General features: G+C 32.8%; 8 protein-coding genes. 3 read left to right on the top strand and 5 right to left on the bottom strand.

What is annotated here, in order from left to right; translation table 11 throughout:
* Positions 1-257: 257 nt before the first annotated feature.
* Positions 258-4,541 carry a T9SS type A sorting domain-containing protein gene (locus tag J2Y60_RS10570; protein WP_309917459.1) on the bottom strand — a complete coding sequence of 1,428 codons (4,284 nt, stop codon included), beginning with the start codon at positions 4,539-4,541 and terminating at the stop codon, positions 258-260.
* A 108-nt stretch (positions 4,542-4,649) separates the two neighbouring features.
* Entirely contained in the window at positions 4,650-8,990 is a 4,341-nt protein-coding gene (locus tag J2Y60_RS10575) for a T9SS type A sorting domain-containing protein (RefSeq protein ID WP_309917462.1), read from the bottom strand.
* A gap of 229 nt (positions 8,991-9,219) precedes the next feature.
* Between J2Y60_RS10575 and J2Y60_RS10580 the strand changes: the two genes are divergently transcribed.
* Complete coding sequence (locus J2Y60_RS10580; protein ID WP_309917465.1) at positions 9,220-10,716, top strand: hypothetical protein; 1,497 nt, start codon at positions 9,220-9,222, stop codon at positions 10,714-10,716.
* Between the two features lie 59 nt (positions 10,717-10,775).
* On the opposite strand, the gene J2Y60_RS10585 is transcribed toward J2Y60_RS10580, so the two are convergent.
* From J2Y60_RS10585 to J2Y60_RS10595, 3 genes are all read right to left on the bottom strand, one after another.
* The gene (locus J2Y60_RS10585) at positions 10,776-14,918 is read right to left on the bottom strand and encodes a two-component regulator propeller domain-containing protein (protein WP_309917468.1); all 4,143 of its coding nucleotides are present in this window, start codon (positions 14,916-14,918) and stop codon (positions 10,776-10,778) included.
* 426 nt (positions 14,919-15,344) lie between these two features.
* Entirely contained in the window at positions 15,345-15,872 is a 528-nt protein-coding gene (locus J2Y60_RS10590; RefSeq protein WP_309917471.1) for a ferritin, read from the bottom strand.
* 110 nt (positions 15,873-15,982) lie between these two features.
* A complete protein-coding gene (locus J2Y60_RS10595; protein WP_309917474.1) occupies positions 15,983-16,333 on the bottom strand; it encodes a hypothetical protein in 351 nt (116 codons plus the stop codon).
* A gap of 244 nt (positions 16,334-16,577) precedes the next feature.
* Here J2Y60_RS10595 and J2Y60_RS10600 point away from each other — a divergent pair, with 244 nt between their 5' ends.
* Together J2Y60_RS10600 and J2Y60_RS10605 are read left to right on the top strand one after the other, a co-directional pair.
* Positions 16,578-18,950, top strand: coding sequence for a beta-L-arabinofuranosidase domain-containing protein (locus J2Y60_RS10600; RefSeq protein WP_309917476.1), 2,373 nt, complete (start codon positions 16,578-16,580; stop codon positions 18,948-18,950).
* Between the two features lie 181 nt (positions 18,951-19,131).
* Positions 19,132-20,049 (top strand): dihydrodipicolinate synthase family protein, encoded by a 918-nt coding sequence (locus J2Y60_RS10605; RefSeq protein WP_309917523.1) that lies wholly within the window; start codon positions 19,132-19,134, stop codon positions 20,047-20,049.
* Positions 20,050-20,209: the final 160 nt, after the last annotated feature.

The following is a 20,209-nucleotide window of genomic DNA, read 5'->3' on the forward strand; positions in this document are numbered from 1 at the left end:
TGAGTTATCCCAAATTTTCTTTAAAAATAGTGAGTTTTAGATGATTTTTGAGTTTTTGTAATTTATTCTCGTCCTTACTTTTTGCCTTGATGCAAAAAGTAACCGCAACGGCGGACCGTAAAAAAATCAAGAATTCCTAAACTCGCTATCGCTCAAACAGTAGGAATTCGTTGTTCATCAATCATAAAAAAGCGGTCGAAATTAGTTTTTCGACCGCTTTTTTATGATTTTAAAATTCGGGATGACTCATGTTTACGCTACTGTTTTAACACTTTAAATACAGCTTGTCTACCTTCTTTTTTAATATGTAAAAAGTATGTTCCAGTACTAACTTTTGACATATCTATTCTTTTTTGTTCTCCTCTCAGTTTCTCTTCTTGGATAATTTTCCCAGAAAAATCTATTAATTGAATATCAAGTTCTTTGCCATCGCTTTCAATATTAACAATATCAGAGGTAGGGTTTGGGAAAACGTTAATTCCTAATTTTCCTGCTTCCTCAGTGGCTGTGATTAGTTCTAATTTTACAGTTGATGGACTGAGGATGGTTCCTGTACCACATACTTGATTACTTACTGAAAAAAGGCGATAGGATGTACTATTTAATGGATCGACAGTAATGGCATAGTCATTCGACGTAGCACTGTATCTTTTTGCATTAATTTCATCAGTTCCCATATAGAACGTAATAGGTAGCAACCCTTTCAATTTAACCTTAATAGTAACAGGATTATTCCCATTTAGATAATAAGAGCTAGTATCGAAACGCACCGATATTCCTTCATAGATAGCAATCGGCCAAAGATTAGTACTACTAGTTACATCATTATCACTGGCAATTACCCTAATTAAATAGCTATCACCTAAAGGAGTATCTGTTGGTATTTTAGTTTTTAAGGGACTACTAGTGCCTTCTGTTACAAGGTCTTTAAAGTTTTTACCAGTATTGTCTGATAATTGAACTGTAAATTTATTGTTGCTAGTAAATGTCCCTTTTGTAGAAAAATATATGTCTTGGTCACTACCAGCACAAAAATTTAGTCGATAATCTATGTAATTTACTTGCTTTTCAGATATAGGATTTACCGTAATACTGGCTGAGCCACTAGCTACACCAACACCACATGTATTACTAATTGACTTAATTGTTAATAGTTGAGTTGTAGTTGTACTAAAAAGTATTCTGGTCTTCCCATCAGTATCAAAACCATTAATAGATCCTTTGAAACCACTACTTAGCTCATAATTTAGCACCTCTCCTGTATTATAAATTGATTTATAAGAATCATTATTCTTAACGTTCAGATACACATAGCTACCAGCATTAATAATTGCTCCCCCAGATAAAGTTACATCTGGTTTAGCTGTTATAAATACACTAGCGATTTCCTTAGTCATAGCAGGGTTAGTACTCTCAAACTGAATCTTATAATTGCCTTTCTTTAAGTTACTACCTAATGGTATGCTAAAGCTTCCATTGTTTACAGATTTAAACAATTCTATTTTTTCATTACTTTCATTAATACCATAAACCTTAAATACATTATCAACTTCAAATTTTCCTTGTGAATAAAATGTAGTAGCAAGATTAGAGCCTATACAATAACGGTTATCAGTAGTAGCAACAATTTTCATTCCCAATACTGGCTTAACGGTAATTTTTACCGTACTCATAGTATTACCCACACCACATTTATTAATAGCCGAAATCAATTTATATTCTTTGTTTTCCGTAAGGTACAGATATTGATAACGGGAATCGCTCTGTCGATTCACCATTTTATTGTTATCATTATCTTGTATGATGTAAGTACGGATTCCAGAAGAGGTTAGGTTCGCATCATTTATTTCTAATACAATTTGTTCGCCTGCATTAATTGTTTTTGTTACAGTCCCGTCATTTAATTGAAGCTTGGCATTTGGAGGAGTATCTACTTGAATAAGTACCTCATTAGATTTAACAACATTATCACTACTAATAAATCGGATTTTATATTTTCCTGCCATCAATGTACTTGGCAATAGTACTGTTGCTGGGCTAACCTTAATATTTGATTGTAAAGTAGTATATATTTGATCCGTTTCTTTAGCTATCTGTATTGAGAAACTCTGGTTATTGTTATTTCCTACAAACTGAAAAGGAATAGACATCATTGTATTAACACACAAATTGTTTATGTACTCATAATTAACTGGCATATCAATATAAATACGATAAGGGGAAACTTGTATAGTAATATCTTTAGTCTCTACTGTTCCCACTCCACATTGATTGTTAATGGAAGTAATTCCAAAGGTGCTAGATTGGGTAAAGGCTTTTTCAAAAGAAGTATTTAATGAACCGTTTATAGAATTATATACTTTTTTAGATCCATCACTGAAGACAACCTCATTATCACCATAACCATAAATCCATATTCCAAAAGAGGTCTTTACTCCTGCTAATAAGTCTGTGTAACTAGTTGACAATCCTATTCTGGATTTACTTTGAATTGCAATAGGTAGTGTATTGCTTTTAATCATTCCATTACTAGATGTTACCCCGATATAATAATATCCACTAGTAAGTGTAGTTGGAATTATAATTTGAGATTTCCCCCTTTTTATATTCCCAAGGGTAGTTACCTCAACAAGATAATTATTAAACAAACTTACTTTGAATAAATCGTCTGAGTTAAAGTTACTTGAAGTCAATAACATTAAATCTAATGTTCTACCAACACAAATAGTGTCATTGACAGCTTTGCTACTTAATAACCTCAGAGCATTCTCTTGAGTATTTACTTTTACATTAAGTCTATTTTGTGAACCAATCTTTGTTCCGCATACATTAGTAATAGATTTTACTGAAAAGGTTTTAGAATTAGCGACATAAACGGGTACAGTAAAGCTTTGTGTCCATATCTCTCCATTTGATAATCCATTCGTAGTAACATACTTTGTACTATCTGAAAGGACGAGTTCGAATGGTTTCCCGCCTCTTACATCTACCGTAATATTTTGCGCTTGTGGAGTGGCTAATGTTACATCATAAAAAGGGAAAGAGATTTCCGCAGAAGGTTTAGTAAGAATATCTATATAATTTGGACTCCTGAATATATTAGGTAGTTTATCTGTATAAACTATGGCAAATGCTTTACTATAAGAAGTCATACCTGACATGCCTTCAGGTATTGTAAAAGACGCAATATTTTCTTTAATAACTGTAGCTTTAAGTTCAACTTCTCTATCATAATATACAAGTTTTACTTTAACAAGACTTCCTACACTAATCTGGGCGTTGGTTAAGAACTTTACTTCACACGTACTGCCTTCACAATATTCTCCTACTTTTATAGAATCGGCCTTAATTCCTTCTAAAACTGTAATTTTCACTTTTTCTTTTCCTACGCCATTCCCACAAGTAGAGCTAAACGACTTTATATAATACTCAGTCGTTTTTAGTGGGTTTATCTCTACACTAGTATTGTCTTCTTTATTAGATGAAAAGCTATTAATAATCTGTCCATCACTCATCTCAATTTTAAAAGCACCATACCCAGAATATTTCAATATAAGGTTCTTTCTATCACCAAAATTTATAGTTGATTCTGAAGAAACTATTTCTACTACTGGTTCTGAATAAACAGTAATACCAGAGCTATAATTGTTTGATTCTATTCCTAATCTTTTAGAAACTACTTGTAGAGAATAGTGATCTAATAGTAATTCAGGATTAATTTTAATAGCAAACCCTCCATTTATTTCAGTTGCTTCAAAATCAAAAACTCTATTTGATGAATTAATTAAACGAATATAAAATTTATCATCATTTGCCCATATACCAGTTTTTGTAGTATATACTTCCAACATCTTGTTCCTGCAAACATTTATATTAGATACTCCTGTAATGTTCAAGGAATTTTGTAGCACAGAAAAGCTTGCACTACCTTTAATTATGCCAATACCGCACATATTACTTACACTTAAGAAACTGAAAGAACCTGTTTTAGCGGGATTAACCATTAAATTATTATTAATTTGATTCCCTGTTTCATAAAAATTATACTCGGTGCTTAAACTATCAATAGTCATAATGCTGATTGGACTAGACCCTTGTACATTCAACTTTATTCCGACATTTTCATACGGATATATTGTATTTTTAGTAGCTCCTATAATTTCTACTGATGGAATCGAATATAGATAGAAAGAATACTTCCGATTTTCCACTGCTGGAGACGTACTTATTACTCTTAAATCTGCGTAAACATTCGCTTCCATATATTTTATACTTAGTGCTGTAGGCAAAGTGGCTACTAAATATCCTGAAGAATCAATAGCACTTACCTCGTCCCAAGTATCACTACTGTATGCTTTTATTTGCAGTTTAAAAGTATTTCCTTGATTAAAAACCCCACTCTTGCGGTAGGAAACTTTGACTTTCTGCCCTAAACAAACTTGATAGCCCTTACCTTCAACACTATTGATTTCAATAGTTTGAGCATTTATCGAAAAGTTTAATAATAGGAGGGTAAAAAATAATTGTAGAAATCTGAGCATAGTATTTTTTTTAATAGCTTGAAAATTATTTATAAGGAAAGGCTATCTTAAAAAAATCTTTTCCCAAAATAGTCTGGTAAAAACACTTTTTTAGATAGCCTTATATTATTATTGTTTTAATACTTTGAACACAGCTTGTTTACCTTCTTTCTGAATATGTAAAAAGTAAGTTCCTGCAGGGGTTTTTGATAAATATAATTGCTTTTGTTCTCCTTTTAGCTTTTCGGCATGAATTATTTTCCCCAAAAAGTCTATTAATTGAATATCAAGTTCTTTGCCGTCACTTTCAATATTAATAATATCAGAGGTAGGGTTTGGGAAAACGTTAATTCCTAATTTTCCTGCTTCCTCAGTGGCTGTGATTAGTTCTAATTTTACAGTTGATGGACTGAGGATGGTTCCTGTACCACATACTTGATTACTTACTGAAAAAAGGCGATAAGAACTATTGGCAATTGGATTGAGAGGAATAGGAAAAGTTTTAGCACTTGAAGAATAAGTTTTAGCACTAATTTCGTCAATTCCAATAGCAAACATAAACGGTGGCGTTCCTGTCAATTTTATATTAATTGTAACAGGCTTATTACTATTAAAATAATATGAACTAGTATCAAAGCGGGCAGTTACGCCCTCTACAATAGTGTACGGGAAAATATTTGTAATACTTGTGGCATCATTATCACTGGCAAGTACTCTCATATAATATCCAGACCCTAATACTAAATTGGAAGGAATTTTCACTTTTAAGCTTGATGTTCCATTTTCTACTGCTTCTAGATTTTTAAAATTTTTACCTGTATTATCTGACAACTGTGCTGTAAATTTATTAGATGCTGAAAAACTACCTACTGTTGTAAAATATACATTAGTTGTAGAGCCTTCACAATAATTAGATACATAACTATACAAATTTACTTGTTTAGTTGAGGCAGGATTTACCGTAATTGTAGCAGAACCATCTGCTTTCCCCAACCCACAAGCATTAGTAACCGATTTCAAAGTATATGTTTGAGTAATCTGTGGATATACATATATAGACCTTGGGCTCGAAAAATAATACAAATCTATACTACCTGTTGAGCCATTACTTAATTCATAGTAAAGGACATCCGAAAAATAAGTGTTTGTATTGGGTTTATAAGGATCATTATTTTTAATTTGAATCGCTCCTTCACTACCAGCATTGATTGTTGCTTGTCCAGATATACTAATATCTACTTTTGATGTTAAAAAAATCGTCCTTACATCTTTTAATTGATATGGATTAGAGCTTTCCATTTGAATTTTGTAACTCCCTTTCTTATAATCATTACCAAATATCAGTTTGTATTCTCCATTTTTAGAAGCCTTCAATAATTCTGTTTTAACATTACTTTCATCTACAGCATATATTTTAAAGATATTATTAGGTTCAAATGTCCCTCTGGAATTCAATGTTACATCCATACTAGAACCTATACAAAGATTGCTACCATAGGTAGTATTTTTAATATCCATATTTAATACAGGCTTTACCATTACAGTTACACTCCCTGAAACTTTACCAACACCACACCTATTGACAGCAGATAAAAGTGTATAAGTAGTGGTGCTATTTGGGGTTTTGTATTCTTCTATGTAATTATAATTATTATAACCTGTAGTTTTAATCTTCTTATCATCTCCAATGACATAAGTGAGCGTATTCCCTGAATAATCTTGACTGGTATTTGAACGAATATATACACCATTCCCCGCATCTATCTCGGTATAAATTTCACCATTTGAGAACTGCAGTGAAATATCAGGAGCTGAACGTAGCGTAATATTGTAGGGCTCTGACTTAATAGATTTGTCATGATTTATTACTCTAACTTTATAATAACCCGCTTTAATGTCAGTAGGTAAAGAAACAGTAGCGGGACTTTGTTTAATATTCGATTGTAGCGTAGTATAAGCAGTATCAGTATTGTTGGCAATTTGTACAGAATAGCTCGCATTTTTATCTATTTGACCTTTAATATCAAAAGGAACTAACAGCTTCTCTTTGGTACAATATATTGAATATCCATACTGTGTTATTTGATTTTGAATTGTATAAGGTTTTACCGTAATTGTAAAATCTTTAGATTGTATCGTACCTATACCACAGAGATTACTAACTGATTGTATGCCAAATGTGGTAGTTTTAGTTAGTTTTTTCTCAGAGGATAACCTGTATTCTTCACCGTAGTTATAATTAGAAGTTTCAATAGTTTGTTTAGTACCATCTTTATAAATTACTGTCTGGATTCCTCCCCCTTTTAAATTTAGTTCTGTATAAGAACTTTCACCAGAAAGCACAGGTTCAGTATAATAGGTATAAAACTTAGCAGTAGGCAAAGTTCTAACAGTAACTGGGAACATATTACTGTAATATAATGGACTATTAGAGGAAACCCTTATGCTATATTTCCCACTAACTACATCGTTTGGTATTACAATCTGAGTACTACCAAGCGTAATAGTTCCTAAATTCTTACTACTATTATTATAATTACTCCCTTCAACCAGTTCAACTGTAAATTTATTGTCGGCCCCATATTTGCCTGTAGCAATGATAGACAAATCTATTTTGTCTCCTGCACAAAGAACTTCGCTTTGTAATTTCTTTGATATAACACGAATTGAATATTCAGCGTTTTGAACAGTTACATATTTGTACGTTGAATAGGGGGTGTTGTTAGTACCACAAATATTTGAAATTGATTTTATTCCAATAACAGTGGTTTTTGGTACAAATATAGGCAAGGCTACATCCCTTTCCCAAGCATATTGCTCTGTATCATATTTATACTTTAAACTATCACTCAAAGTGATTTCATAAGGTCCCCCACCTTTTAAGGTAAGTTCTATATCGGTAGTTTGAGGTTTATCTAGATTAATTACTATACTATTTTTATTACCAACAACACCTGAAGGGAATGTTGATACATCAAAAGTATTAGTGCTAAGACTTATTCCAGTTATATTATTTGTAAAAACACTGACATAGAAAGTATATGAATAAAAAGTACTAATTAAATTTGTTGGAATAATAAACGAGGCAACATTTTCTCGAATGATGGTAGCGTCAACATCTCGGTATTCACCTGTACCTAAATAACCATTATTCATCATTCTTACCTTAACAGTACTCCCGACAGGTAAGTTAACATTAGACGAGAAATAAACTTCATTGCTGGTTCCTTCACAATATTTCCCTGCTTTTACCGAGTCTGTTTTAATACCTTTATCTACAGTGATTAAGACTTTATTTTTACCCGTTCCATTACCACAGCCAGAGGAATAGGAATTAATATAATATTCAGTGGTTTGTTTTGGAGATACTTTAAAACCAACCGAACGATTGCTATCATCACCTATATAATAATTATTATAAATTTGTCCATCATTTAATTCAATAATATAATTTCCAAATCCAGTTACCGAAGCTATTAGTTGTTGTTGCTCACCATATTTTATAGTTGTACTCGATGTAATTAGTTCTACCTTAAATTCATTGTGAACACTAACATAATTAAAGGAGTAATCAGACTCTATTCCATTATCGCTTGCTAGTATTTTTACCCAATAGCTCCCAATTGGAATACTAGAACCAATGTTAGCTGAAAATACACCATCATCATCAGTTGCTTCAAAATCATAGAATTTTGTTTTAGTAGCATAATCTGCTAACCTGATAGTAAATTTATTTCCAGTAGTCCATTTGCCAGCCTTAGATACACTTACACTTACTTTACCATTCTTACAAATATGAGTATTGGCATTCCCAATAATTTTTAGGCTATTATCAAATATCTTTATATCGGTACTACCAGAACTTTTGCCAATACCACAGGTATTACTTGCACCAATAATGCTGTATTTACCTGTTTTATTAGGAGTTACTATGATACTTTGTTGGGAGGTGTAATTATTAGTATTTATATATACAAAGGTGCTATCACTCATTAACAACGTAATAGGTAATGAACCTGAGTAATTTATATCCATCAATACTGGCTCGTAAGGAAAAAGTGTTTTCTTTTGAAGATCAATTAAGCTAATCTCTGCTGGGAAATACATATTTTGATAAGACGCTTTAGGGCTAATTACAATAGGTGAGCTACTTACAATCTGAAAATCGGCATAATTATAATTTCCATTTGTATTAGGTATTTCATTTGGCAAAACCGCTACTAAATATCCAGAAGAATCTTTAGTCTCTAGACTTATCCATCCTTCCGACAAATAAGACGACTTCACTTGTAACTTAAAGGTATTCTCTTTATTGAATGTCCCTGTTTTAGAATAAGACACTAAAACTTTTTTACCTAAGCAAATGGTTGAATTTATTTCGCTTTGAACCTGTGTAATTCCAATTGTTTGACCTTTCAAAGCAAAAGTGAAGAACATTAGAAGTAGTGAAAACTGTAAACTTTTAATCATAGAACATTTATTAATTTATAGAGTTTGTTTGTATTTATAGCAAAAGTATTTTATTTATCTTGAATCTCCCAATGAATCCTAAAGACTTTATCGTATGGTAATTACAAGTGTTGAGTGGTCTACCGTATAATAAAAATACTGATGCGCTTCAAATCATCATTTACTTTATTTTTATCTTTGATGTTATAGCCTTTAAGGATATTGAATACTAGCTAAATCATCATTTACTATGTCTAAATTAATTGTTGTTTTCGTTCATGGATGGAGCGTCACAAACCTTGACACTTATGGAGAATTGCCCATTCGGCTACAAAATGAAGCTTTGGCTAATGGCTTTGAAATGAGTGTTGAAGAAATATTTCTTGGGCAATACATCAGTTTTCATGATGAAGTTCGATTGAAAGATATTTCTAGAGCTTTTGAAACTGCGATAAAAGATAAACTGGATGCTCAAATTAATAATAATGAAAGATTTATCTGTATCACTCATTCTACAGGTGGGCCAGTAATACGCGATTGGTGGAAAAGATATTCTTCTGATAGTAGTCCTCAATGTCCGATGAGTCACTTGATTATGCTAGCTCCTGCTAATTTTGGATCAGCATTAGCACAATTAGGTAAAGGAAGAGTAGGAAGATTAAAATCTTGGTTTAGTGCTATCGAACCTGGACAAGGTGTGTTAGATTGGCTTGAACTAGGCAGTATCGAGGCTTGGACTTTGAACAAAGATTGGATTAATAGTAATGAAGATGATATTAATCCTGACCACGTTTTCCCATTCGTACTTATTGGGCAATCTATTGATAGAAAGCTATATGATAACCTAAATGCTTATACGGGAGAGCTCGGTTCTGATGGAGTCGTAAGGGTAGCAGCGGCTAATCTAGAAAGCAATTATGTATGCTTACAACAACCATATCCTATTTCAACAAGCCCACTTGTTACGAAAGATTTTGAGATTTCTATTTATAAGCAATCTCCCAAAACGCCTTTACGAATCATTAAAGGGAAATCACACTCTGGCGAAGACATGGGCATTATGAATAGTGTCAGGATTTCGGATAATGAAGAAAGTGAGGAGACTATAAAAGCTATTTTAAATTGCATCAATGTACGAACAAAGACCGATTATAATAATCTTTATAAACAATTTGAAACAGAAACTAAAGAAGTTTTGAAAAATGAACAATTAGAAATTGAAACTAGCTTTTTCATTTCTAAGCGTTATTTTATTCATGACCAATACTGTATGGTTATTTTTAGGGTAATTGACTCAGAAGGTTATGCAATAAAGGACTATGATTTAATTATTTCAGCAGGTGATGATAATGACCCAAATCATTTGCCAGAGGGCTTTTTTCAAGACAGACAGAAGAATAAAAACAATCCTGAGAATATCACCTACTATTTAGATTATGATATTTTGAAGGGAACTGAGGCCATAAAGAGTGGGAAAAAAGAAATACGCCCGAAGCAAAAGGGTATTAATAAATTAGGCTTGAAAATCATTCCTAGACCTTCTGAAGGTTTTGTACGCTATTTACCTTGTGAAATTAAGGCTGATAAAACCATGTTCGACTATATATTAAAACCTAATAGTACAACATTAGTCGAAATCGTTATGCAAAGAATCGTAAGCAAAGAAGTGTTCCAAATCAATCCAATAAACGATTTACCTCATGGAGGAGATTTTAAGAAAGTACTTCCTGGCAATAATATTTTATAAATAAAATAGTGTCCATCCACCTTAAGAAAAGATTGATGGACATTTTTATCATCATATTATTATGATAATTTCTTTTCTGTCTTGATTTTTTTCCCCCACTTTTCTAATACGCTAATCAGGAAATCGAGGTTAATCGGTTTACTTATATAATCGTCCATTCCCGCTTTCATACATTCTTCCTTACTTTCTTCTAACGTATTGGCAGTCATAGCAATGATTACTGGCTGTGTTATATCCATTGCTCTAAGTTTAATCGTTGCTTCAATACCATCCATTTCAGGCATTTGCATATCCATTAAAATCAAATCATAATGCTGTCGGTCAAAAGCTTCGAGTACTTCTATGCCATTTTCCGCCAAATCTGCCTGATACCCAAGTTTGCTTAAAATTCTCAAGGCCAATTTCTGGTTCATGACATAATCTTCTGCTACCAAAATTTTCATTGGATAGTTCTCAGAAAAATCATTATTTAATTTTTGTGCTGGCACAGTTGACCCAGATTTATCTATTATTTTTGGCTGTTCACTCATCATTAAATTATCATGAATACTTTTACAGAGGATATGCTGTTTAACAGGTTTCATCAACACTGATTTAAACAAATTGGGATATTCCCGATGAAAAGTATCAGATATCGAACTTAATAAGATAATTGGTAAAAATGGATTTAGTCGTTGAACTGCCAAAGCAAATGCAATACCATCCATTTCAGGCATTTGCATATCAGTTATTATTAAATCAAACACTTCTTTAGCCTCTATTAAACTAATGGCATCTTTCGGACACGATGTCAAGATAACATTCATGTTCCAATGTTCCAATTGTCCTTTCAGAATACTAAGGTTTGTCTTATTATCATCAACAACTAATACTTTTTTATTTCTTAATACTTCAAGGTTAAAGGGAAATGTACTAAGCTGAGCTGAACTAATCCGCGTATTAATTTTAAATTTAAAGGTTGTTCCCTTCCCAACTTTGCTTTCTACCTGAATAGACCCACCCATTAAATTAACGATTTTCTCACTGATGATTAGTCCTAATCCTGTACCACCATATTTTCTAGTAGTAGAAGAATCAACTTGTGAGAATGGTTTAAAAAGTTTGTCTATCTTATCAGGCGGAATACCAATGCCTGAATCTCTCACCTCAAAACCTAATTCAATTTCGCCATTTTCTTTAGTTTGAACGATAAAAACCCTCACAAAAACTTCCCCTTCGTGCGTGAACTTTATCGCATTTCCAATAAGATTTAATAAAATTTGGCGTAAACGAAGGTTATCTCCAATAATTTGAACAGGAACATCCCATTCTATTTGATATAATAAATCGAGATTGAGCGTTGAAACTTTTGCTGCAAAAACATCCAAGACTTCTTCAATACAATTTCTTAGGTTGAAATCATGCTCATCTAATTCCATTTTACCAGATTCAATTTTAGAAAAATCTAAAATATCGTTGATAACCGTAAGCAACCCTTCTCCACAAGCATGAATCGTATCAGAATAACTCTTCTGTTCTTCATTCAAGGGCGTTTCCTCTAGCAGTGATGCCATTCCAATAATACCATTCAAAGGAGTACGGATTTCATGACTCATAGTCGCTAAAAAAACACTTTTAGCTTTATTAGCTCTTTCCGCTTCTTGTCGTGCTCTCAGCTCATCCTGTGTAGATTTCAATAGTTGTGCCGTCCTTACCTCTACTTCTTTCTCTAGTCTATATTTTTGTTTTTGTACTAAATTAATTCTATACCTATAAAAACTTATCGCTAATCCTAATACCATCAATATACCCAACATACGGAACCACCATGTTGCCCAAAATGGCGGTAAAATTTCTATGGTAATAGATGTCCCTTTTTCATTCCAAATTCCATCATTATTAGAAGCCTTTACATTAAATATATACGTCCCTGGGTCAAGATTTGTGTAGGTTGCTGTTCGTCTACCGCCAGCATATACCCAGTCTTTATCAAACCCATCTAATTTGTAAGCATATTCATTTTTTAAAGGTAACGTATAGTTTAATGCTGCATATTCAAATGAAAAAACAGATTGTTTATAATTTAAAACTATCTTCTTGATTTCGTTAATATGACTTGTAAGGGGTGAATCCTCAGCACCTACAATCACAGATTTATTAAAAATCTGAAAATCAGTAATAAATACAGGAGGAATAAACGTATTATCTTTTAAACTATCTGGATTAAAAAAGTTTACTCCATTTGGTCCTCCAAAAAACATTTCTCCATCATGCGTTTTATACGCCGCTCTAGGTTTAAATTCATTGCCTTGTAGTCCGTCTGAAATATTATAATTTTTAAATGTTTTTGTCAAAGGATTATACGCCGAAATCCCTTTATTAGTACTCATCCAAAAGTTACCTTTTTCATCTTCAAGGATTGCATTGATAAAATCGTTTGGTAATCCATCCTTTTCCGTAAAAGTCTGGAAAGTTCTAGTTTTTAGATTCAACAAACTCAACCCTTCTGTAGTACCCACCCATAAAAAGCCTTTTTGGGCTTCTTTAATAGTTTGAATATTATTATTACTCAAACTATTCGGATTGTTAGGATTCGATCTGAAATGGGTAAATATTTTTGTTTTTTTATTAAAAAGTTCAAGTCCGTCCTCCGTGCCTACCCAAAGTTCGTCACCATCAGTCTCATAAATGGCTTTGACATAGTTATTGCAAATACTATTGTGGTCATTCGGATTATGTAAATAATTAGTAAACCGTTTGTTTTTAATATCATAGTATCCCAAGCCCCCCGTCCAAGTACCCAACCAAAGGTTGTTATCTTTACTTTTAAGCATCGTAAAAATACTATTCGAAGATACCGAGTTTTTATTTTTAGCATCAGGTATATGATGTTCAAATTGCTTTGTCTTGGTATTGAACAAATCGAAGCCTCCAATAAAAAAACCCAAGGCCAATAAATCTTTATCTAACTCAACAACAGATAGTACAAAATCCGAATTAATGCTGTTTTTATTGGCGTGATTGTGGGTATAGGCTGAAAATGTATTTGTTTTTCTATCAAAAACATTCAACCCACCGCCATCAGTCCCTAACCAAATTTTATCGTCTCCATGTTCTAAAATGCTTAGAATACTACTATTATTCAAGCCATTTTTATCTACTGTTTGCTTCAAAAAAGTAAACTTATTCCCGAATTTTGGTAAAAAACTAATGCCTCCAGAATAAGTACCCACCCAAATATTTCCAATATAATCTTGGTAAAGGCAATACGCCGAATTGTTACTTAAACTATTATCGTCGTAGATATTGAAAGCAACAGTATTAAATTTATTCTTTCTTAAATTGTAAATACTTATTCCTCCGTTCTCGGTACCAATCCATAAATTGCCCTCTCTGTCTTCCATAAAAGACAATACATCATTATAGCACAAACTATTAGGATTTTTAGGGTCGTTTAAATAATTGGTAAAAGTATTGTCTTTATGGTTATATTTTGAAACACCACCCGTTAAAGTACCAATCCACAGATTTTTCTGACTATCTAAGAAAAGTGCCTTTATCCAATCAGAAGCAATAGTTTTAGGATTATTAGCATCATGAAAAAAATGAGTAAACTGTTTTTTATCTGGATTATATTTATTCAATCCTTCTTTAGTCCCGACCCAAATATTACCAAACTGGTCTTCTTCTAATCTATATACAAAATCATTACTAAGGCTATTTTTATTATGTTCTTGATGCCTAATCTGGGTATAAGTATTCTTTTGCTTATCTAATAAATATAGCCCAGTGGTAGTTCCTAACCACATCCTGTTTTTACTGTCTTCAAATATATCACGGATAGTCAGCCTATGGCCTTGTTTAAAGAAATGTTCAAATATTCCTTTCTCTTGATTAAATTTATCAAGTCCAGCGGCAGTGGCGACCCATAAATCTCCATTATGATCTTCTAATAAATCATAAATATAATTATCGCTAAGGCTGTTCTTGTTTTCTCGCTGGTGCTTATAAATGGTAAATTTATAAGCATCATATTTATTAAGGCCTTCGTCGGTTGCAAACCACATAAAGCCCTTTTTGCTCATAGTAATAGCACTGACATGGCTTTGGGATAAGCCATCTTTAGTAGATATTCGTTGAAAGACGGGTTTAAATTCCTGCGAAAAAAGGAATGTATGCTTAAGTAATACAAAAAGGAATACATATATATGTTTATACTTCATGGTTATGGTAAACAGTTCTTTGATTTTTGGTGGTTGCAGTAATTAATTGCTTCCCAATGGCACTATCTAATGGAAAAATAGCAAAAATTTTACCAAATATATTACTTTATTAATATATTATTAATATTTGCATTTGGTGATAAAATGAATGAAAAAGCATTTTAATGTTGAAAAATTGATGCTTTTAATTAGCTTTAATTCTATTAGTGAATAAAAAAAGGTGGAATATTGGTTAAAGAAAGGCTGACCGAAGAGTATTTTTTTATTATAAAAAAGCTTATTAGCGCCTGCGCTAATTTTCATTTTAAGTTTTGTTTATAAATTTTCATTTTATTTTTTTAAGCATAAAAAAAATAGCCTTCAAAACTAATTTTGAAGGCTATTATAAAGTAGTTAATTGACAGTTGTTATAAAAGTAATTTTCATTTACTCTTCACTGCCTATTTTTGCAATTTCCTTATCTAAAACAAATTTACCCGTAGCACTTTCTACTTCAATTAATTCAAATAATTCTAATGCACGACGAGCATTTTTCTCTTCTTCACGTTGTTCTTTTACAAACCACATCATAAAATTTTCGGTAGCATAATCATTTACTTCACGACATTTAGCAATAATTCTATTAATAGAATTAGTTACTGCTATTTCGCCTTGTAAAGCCATTTCAAATACTTGCTTAATTGAAATATATTCTTGAGCAACTTCTTCAAGTGTTGGTGTAATAGCTGTACCTCCAACCTCATTAATATATTTGAAAATTTTCAAAAAGTGGGTTCTTTCTTCCTCAGCTTGTGCATATAAATACTCTCCCGCTTTCTCAAAACCGTTTCTATCCAACCACGAGGCCATTGCCAAGTATTTTTGAGAAGCTTCTGCTTCCATTTTGCATTGTGCGTTCAACACTATTTCTATTTCCTCTTTGAGCGAAGTACGGAGACGAATTAAATCTTTCATATCAATATAGTTATGTGATTCCTTATTTTTTTAACAATATTACGACGAATTATAACCAGATGTTATCATCAGGTTCAAAACTTACCGAAATATAGAATTAGTCTAAAAAATCATACCAGTTCCACCGTTCCTAAAACCTCATAAAGCATTGAATTGAGGTCTAAACTGAACTTTGTGCCATCTAGTAAATCACGCAATTGAATGATTTCGCAGAGTGTTAGTTGAGAAGAGAAGTTATTTTTGGGAGACTGAATTAACTCAAAGTCATAATCATCTGATAAGTTAAATATCATCTCGTGAATGTCTACACTATGTACTTTTCTACGAAAAGTAAGAAAGTCACTCACTTTAAATCCAGTTAGAGTATCATTGAATTTAATATAAATTCTATCCGTCAAATCGCACTGCCAAGTGATTCCTTTCTGGTTTTTATACAATTCATTTAATTGATTCTCTGACATTTTCATCTGATAATACTATTGTTACTTCAATGTTTATGGAACAAATTTAGCAAGCAAAAAATAAATTTCAAAACATTATTTGAAATAAGTCTAAATAAGTTTTAATATTTTTATTCTTTTGGCTTTTATAGTTTGATGTAGGCTAATATTTAGCTACTTCTTATTAATTCACGTTAAGTCTTCCCCTCAGAATATTACCATCTTTGTATCTACGATAATAGTGGTCAATCCGATTTCAAATTTTATGAAAAAAATATATTGTTATTTCTCATTATCAATTCTTTTGATAGCCAACTTTACTTTATTGGGACAATCGTATACCCCAGAAAAAAACGATAAGCGATTCAAAATAAAACCAGTAGCCAACTTAAAGGCTTATGCATTTAATATTAAAGATGTAACACTTTTAGAAGGTAGTCCTTTTAAAAATGCTATGGATAAAGATGCTGCTTATTTGTTGACAGTAGAGCCTAATCGTTTGCTCCATCGCTTTTATCTAAATGCCAATTTGCCTACTAAGGGAGCCGTATATGGAGGTTGGGAAAGCGAAGGACTTTCTGGTCATACTTTGGGGCATTATCTTTCTGCTTGTGCCATGATGTATGCCTCTACAGGCAATATTGAGTTTAAAAAGCGAACTGACTATATTGTAACAGAACTTGCAAAATGTCAGAAAGCAAGAAAGACAGGGTACGTAGGTGCCATTCCAAAAGAAGATACGCTGTTTGCAAAAGTTGCTCGTGGTGAAATAAAATCAAGTGGTTTCGACTTAAACGGTGGATGGAGTCCTTGGTACACTGTCCACAAAGTAATGGCTGGATTAGTAGATGCCTACCTATATTGTAATAACCAACAAGCCCTCGCTGTAGTAACTGGCATGGCTGATTGGACTGCAAAAACAGTTAATCCGCTTTTACCTGAGTTATTACAAAAAATGTTGAAATGCGAATACGGAGGAATGAGTGATGTATTGGCGAATATTTATGCTATTACAGGGAATAAGAAGTATTTAGATGTATCGTACAAATTCTATGATGATTTTGTCATGGTGCCTTTGTCAAAAAAAATAGACCCGATGGCGGGTAAACATTCCAATACTAATGTGCCAAAAGCCATTGGCAGTGCTCGCCAATATGAATTGACAGGTAACGAGTCTGATAAAACCATTGCTTCTTTCTTTTGGGATATTATGGTACACAACCATAGTTATGTAATTGGCGGAAATAGTAATTATGAATATTGCACCGAACCTCATAAATTAAACGACCATCTAAGCGATAATACTTGCGAAACGTGTAATACCTATAATATGCTAAAGCTAACAAGACATTTGTTTTGTTGGCAACCTAATAGTGAACTAGGAGATTATTACGAAAGAGCGTTATACAATCATATCTTAGCATCGCAAAATCCAGAGAATGGGATGATGTGCTATTTTGTACCTTTGAGAATGGGTACTAAAAAAGAATTTAGCGAGCCTTTCAATACTTTTACTTGTTGTGTAGGTAGTGGAATGGAAAATCACGCCAAATACACAGAAAGCATTTATTATGAAGGAGCTGACGGAAGTTTATTTATCAATTTATTTATTCCTTCTATACTTAAATGGCAAGCAAAGGGCATTACCATTACTCAAAATACCCAATACCCTACTAGTGAAAGTACCTCTTTAACTATTCAAACAAAAGCACCAAAGGCTTTTGCATTACGCCTACGTTCGCCTTGGTGGGCTACAAAAGGAGTACAAATAAAAATCAATGGGGAAGTACAAAGAGTTGAAAAAGATGAGTCGGGATATTTAGTTATCAACAGAACTTGGAAGAATAATGACAAAATAGCGCTTAATTTTCCGATGTCACTCTATACAGAAAGTATGCCCGATAATGCTAATCGTATTGCTTTTTTGTATGGCCCTTTGGTATTGGCAGGACAATTAGGAAAAGAATTGCCTGACCCCATTTATGGAACGCCAGTTTTGTTGACAGACGATAAAAATATTAACAATTGGCTAAAACCTGTAGCCAATCAACCTTTGACATTCAAGATAGAGCAGGTAGGTAAGCCTTTTGATGCTACATTAATTCCATTCTATCAGACTTACCAGCAACATTATAGTGTTTACTGGGACTATTTTACGAAAGCAGATTGGCAAAATAGGCAAACGGAATATGAAGCAGAGAAAAAACGTCAACAGCAAATTGAAGCAATGACGATTGATGAATTCAGAATTGGAGAAATGCAACCCGAACGTGACCATCAATTAAAAGCCAGTGAACAATCTTATACGGACATTGCCTTAGGAAAAACAGGCAGAGAAGTTAGAGCAGGTGGATTCTTTTCTTTTCAGATGAAAGTAAATTCTGCTATAGAAAACAGCCTTTTGTTAACCTACTTAGGCGACGATAAGGGCAGACTTTTTGACATTGTTATCGACGGAACAAAAATTGCCACTCAAGAATTAAAAGGAGGAACTACTGGAAAATTCTTTGATGTAGTATATCCAATTCCTGCAGCGCTAATCCAAGGAAAAAGTACCATTGAAGTGAAAATATTAGCCAACGCAGGAAGAACCGCTGGCAGAGTATTCGGCTGTAGGATTATTAAAGCAGAGAAATAAAGTAAGGTAGAGATTATGAGGTTTAATCATTGCTCTTTCCCTAAGATTACAATGTATTAGCATCAAACTGAGTAATTATCATTTTAAAAGGTTAATATCAATCTATATTTGATTAAAAATGGTAATTTTTGGACACTATTTTATTAATAATTTTGATTAAAAATAAAAGAAAATTATGGCAATCAATTGGAAAGGAGTATTCCCAGCAGTTACTACAAAGTTTAATGAAAAAGATGAGCTTGACTTCGAGCTTTTTGATAAGAATTTACAATTTCAGTTAGAAGCAGGCGTTCACGGAATTATTTTGGGAGGAACTTTAGGGGAATCAAGCGTATTGAGTTTAGAAGAAAAAGGTGCTTTAGTAAAGTTTACTGTTGAAAAAGTAGCAGGTAAAGTACCAGTAATTTTGAATATTGCAGAAGGAGCTACTAAAGATGCTATCGAGTTAGCTCGTTTAGCAGAAGAATGGGGAGCAGAGGGGTTGATGATGTTGCCCCCTATGCGTTATAAAACAGACCATCGTGAAACGGTTGAATATTTCAAAGCTGTAGCTAATTCAACTACGCTTCCAATCATGATTTATAATAACCCTGTTGATTATAAAATTGAAGTAACTTTAGCAATGTTTTCTGAATTAGTTGTGTGTGAAAACATTCAAGCGGTTAAAGAATCAACCCGTGACTTGACCAATGTTACTCGTATGAGAAACTTATTTGGCGACCGTTACAGTATTCTTTGTGGTGTGGATACCATTGCCATGGAACAATTGGTAATGGGTGCTGATGGTTGGGTAGCAGGCTTAGTATGTGCATTCCCAGAAGAAACGGTTGCTATTTATAAATTAGTAAAAGCAGGTAGAATCGCTGAAGCAAGAAGTATTTATCGTTGGTTTATCCCATTATTAGAACTTGATATTCATCCAAAACTAGTACAATACATTAAATTGGCAGAAGCTCAAGTAGGCATAGGTAGCGAGGCCGTTAGACCACCACGACTTACTTTAATTGGCGAAGAAAGAGAAGCGATTTTGAATATTATCAATACAGGAATTGCAACAAGACCAACATTACCAGATTATAAGTCTATTGTGATTGACTAATTTTTTGTTTAGTTTAACGTTTAGTAAAGTATTCTTAGAAACAGAATTCTTAAACCAAATCATATATATAATTTTAATGTTTAACACACCGAGAATCCTCTATTGGGTTCTCGGATGTTAAATTCGATTATTTTCTGTAAGCTGTTTTTATTAAAATTTC

The organism is Arcicella sp. BE140 (assembly GCF_031456255.1).
GTDB lineage: Bacteria > Bacteroidota > Bacteroidia > Cytophagales > Spirosomataceae > Arcicella > Arcicella aquatica.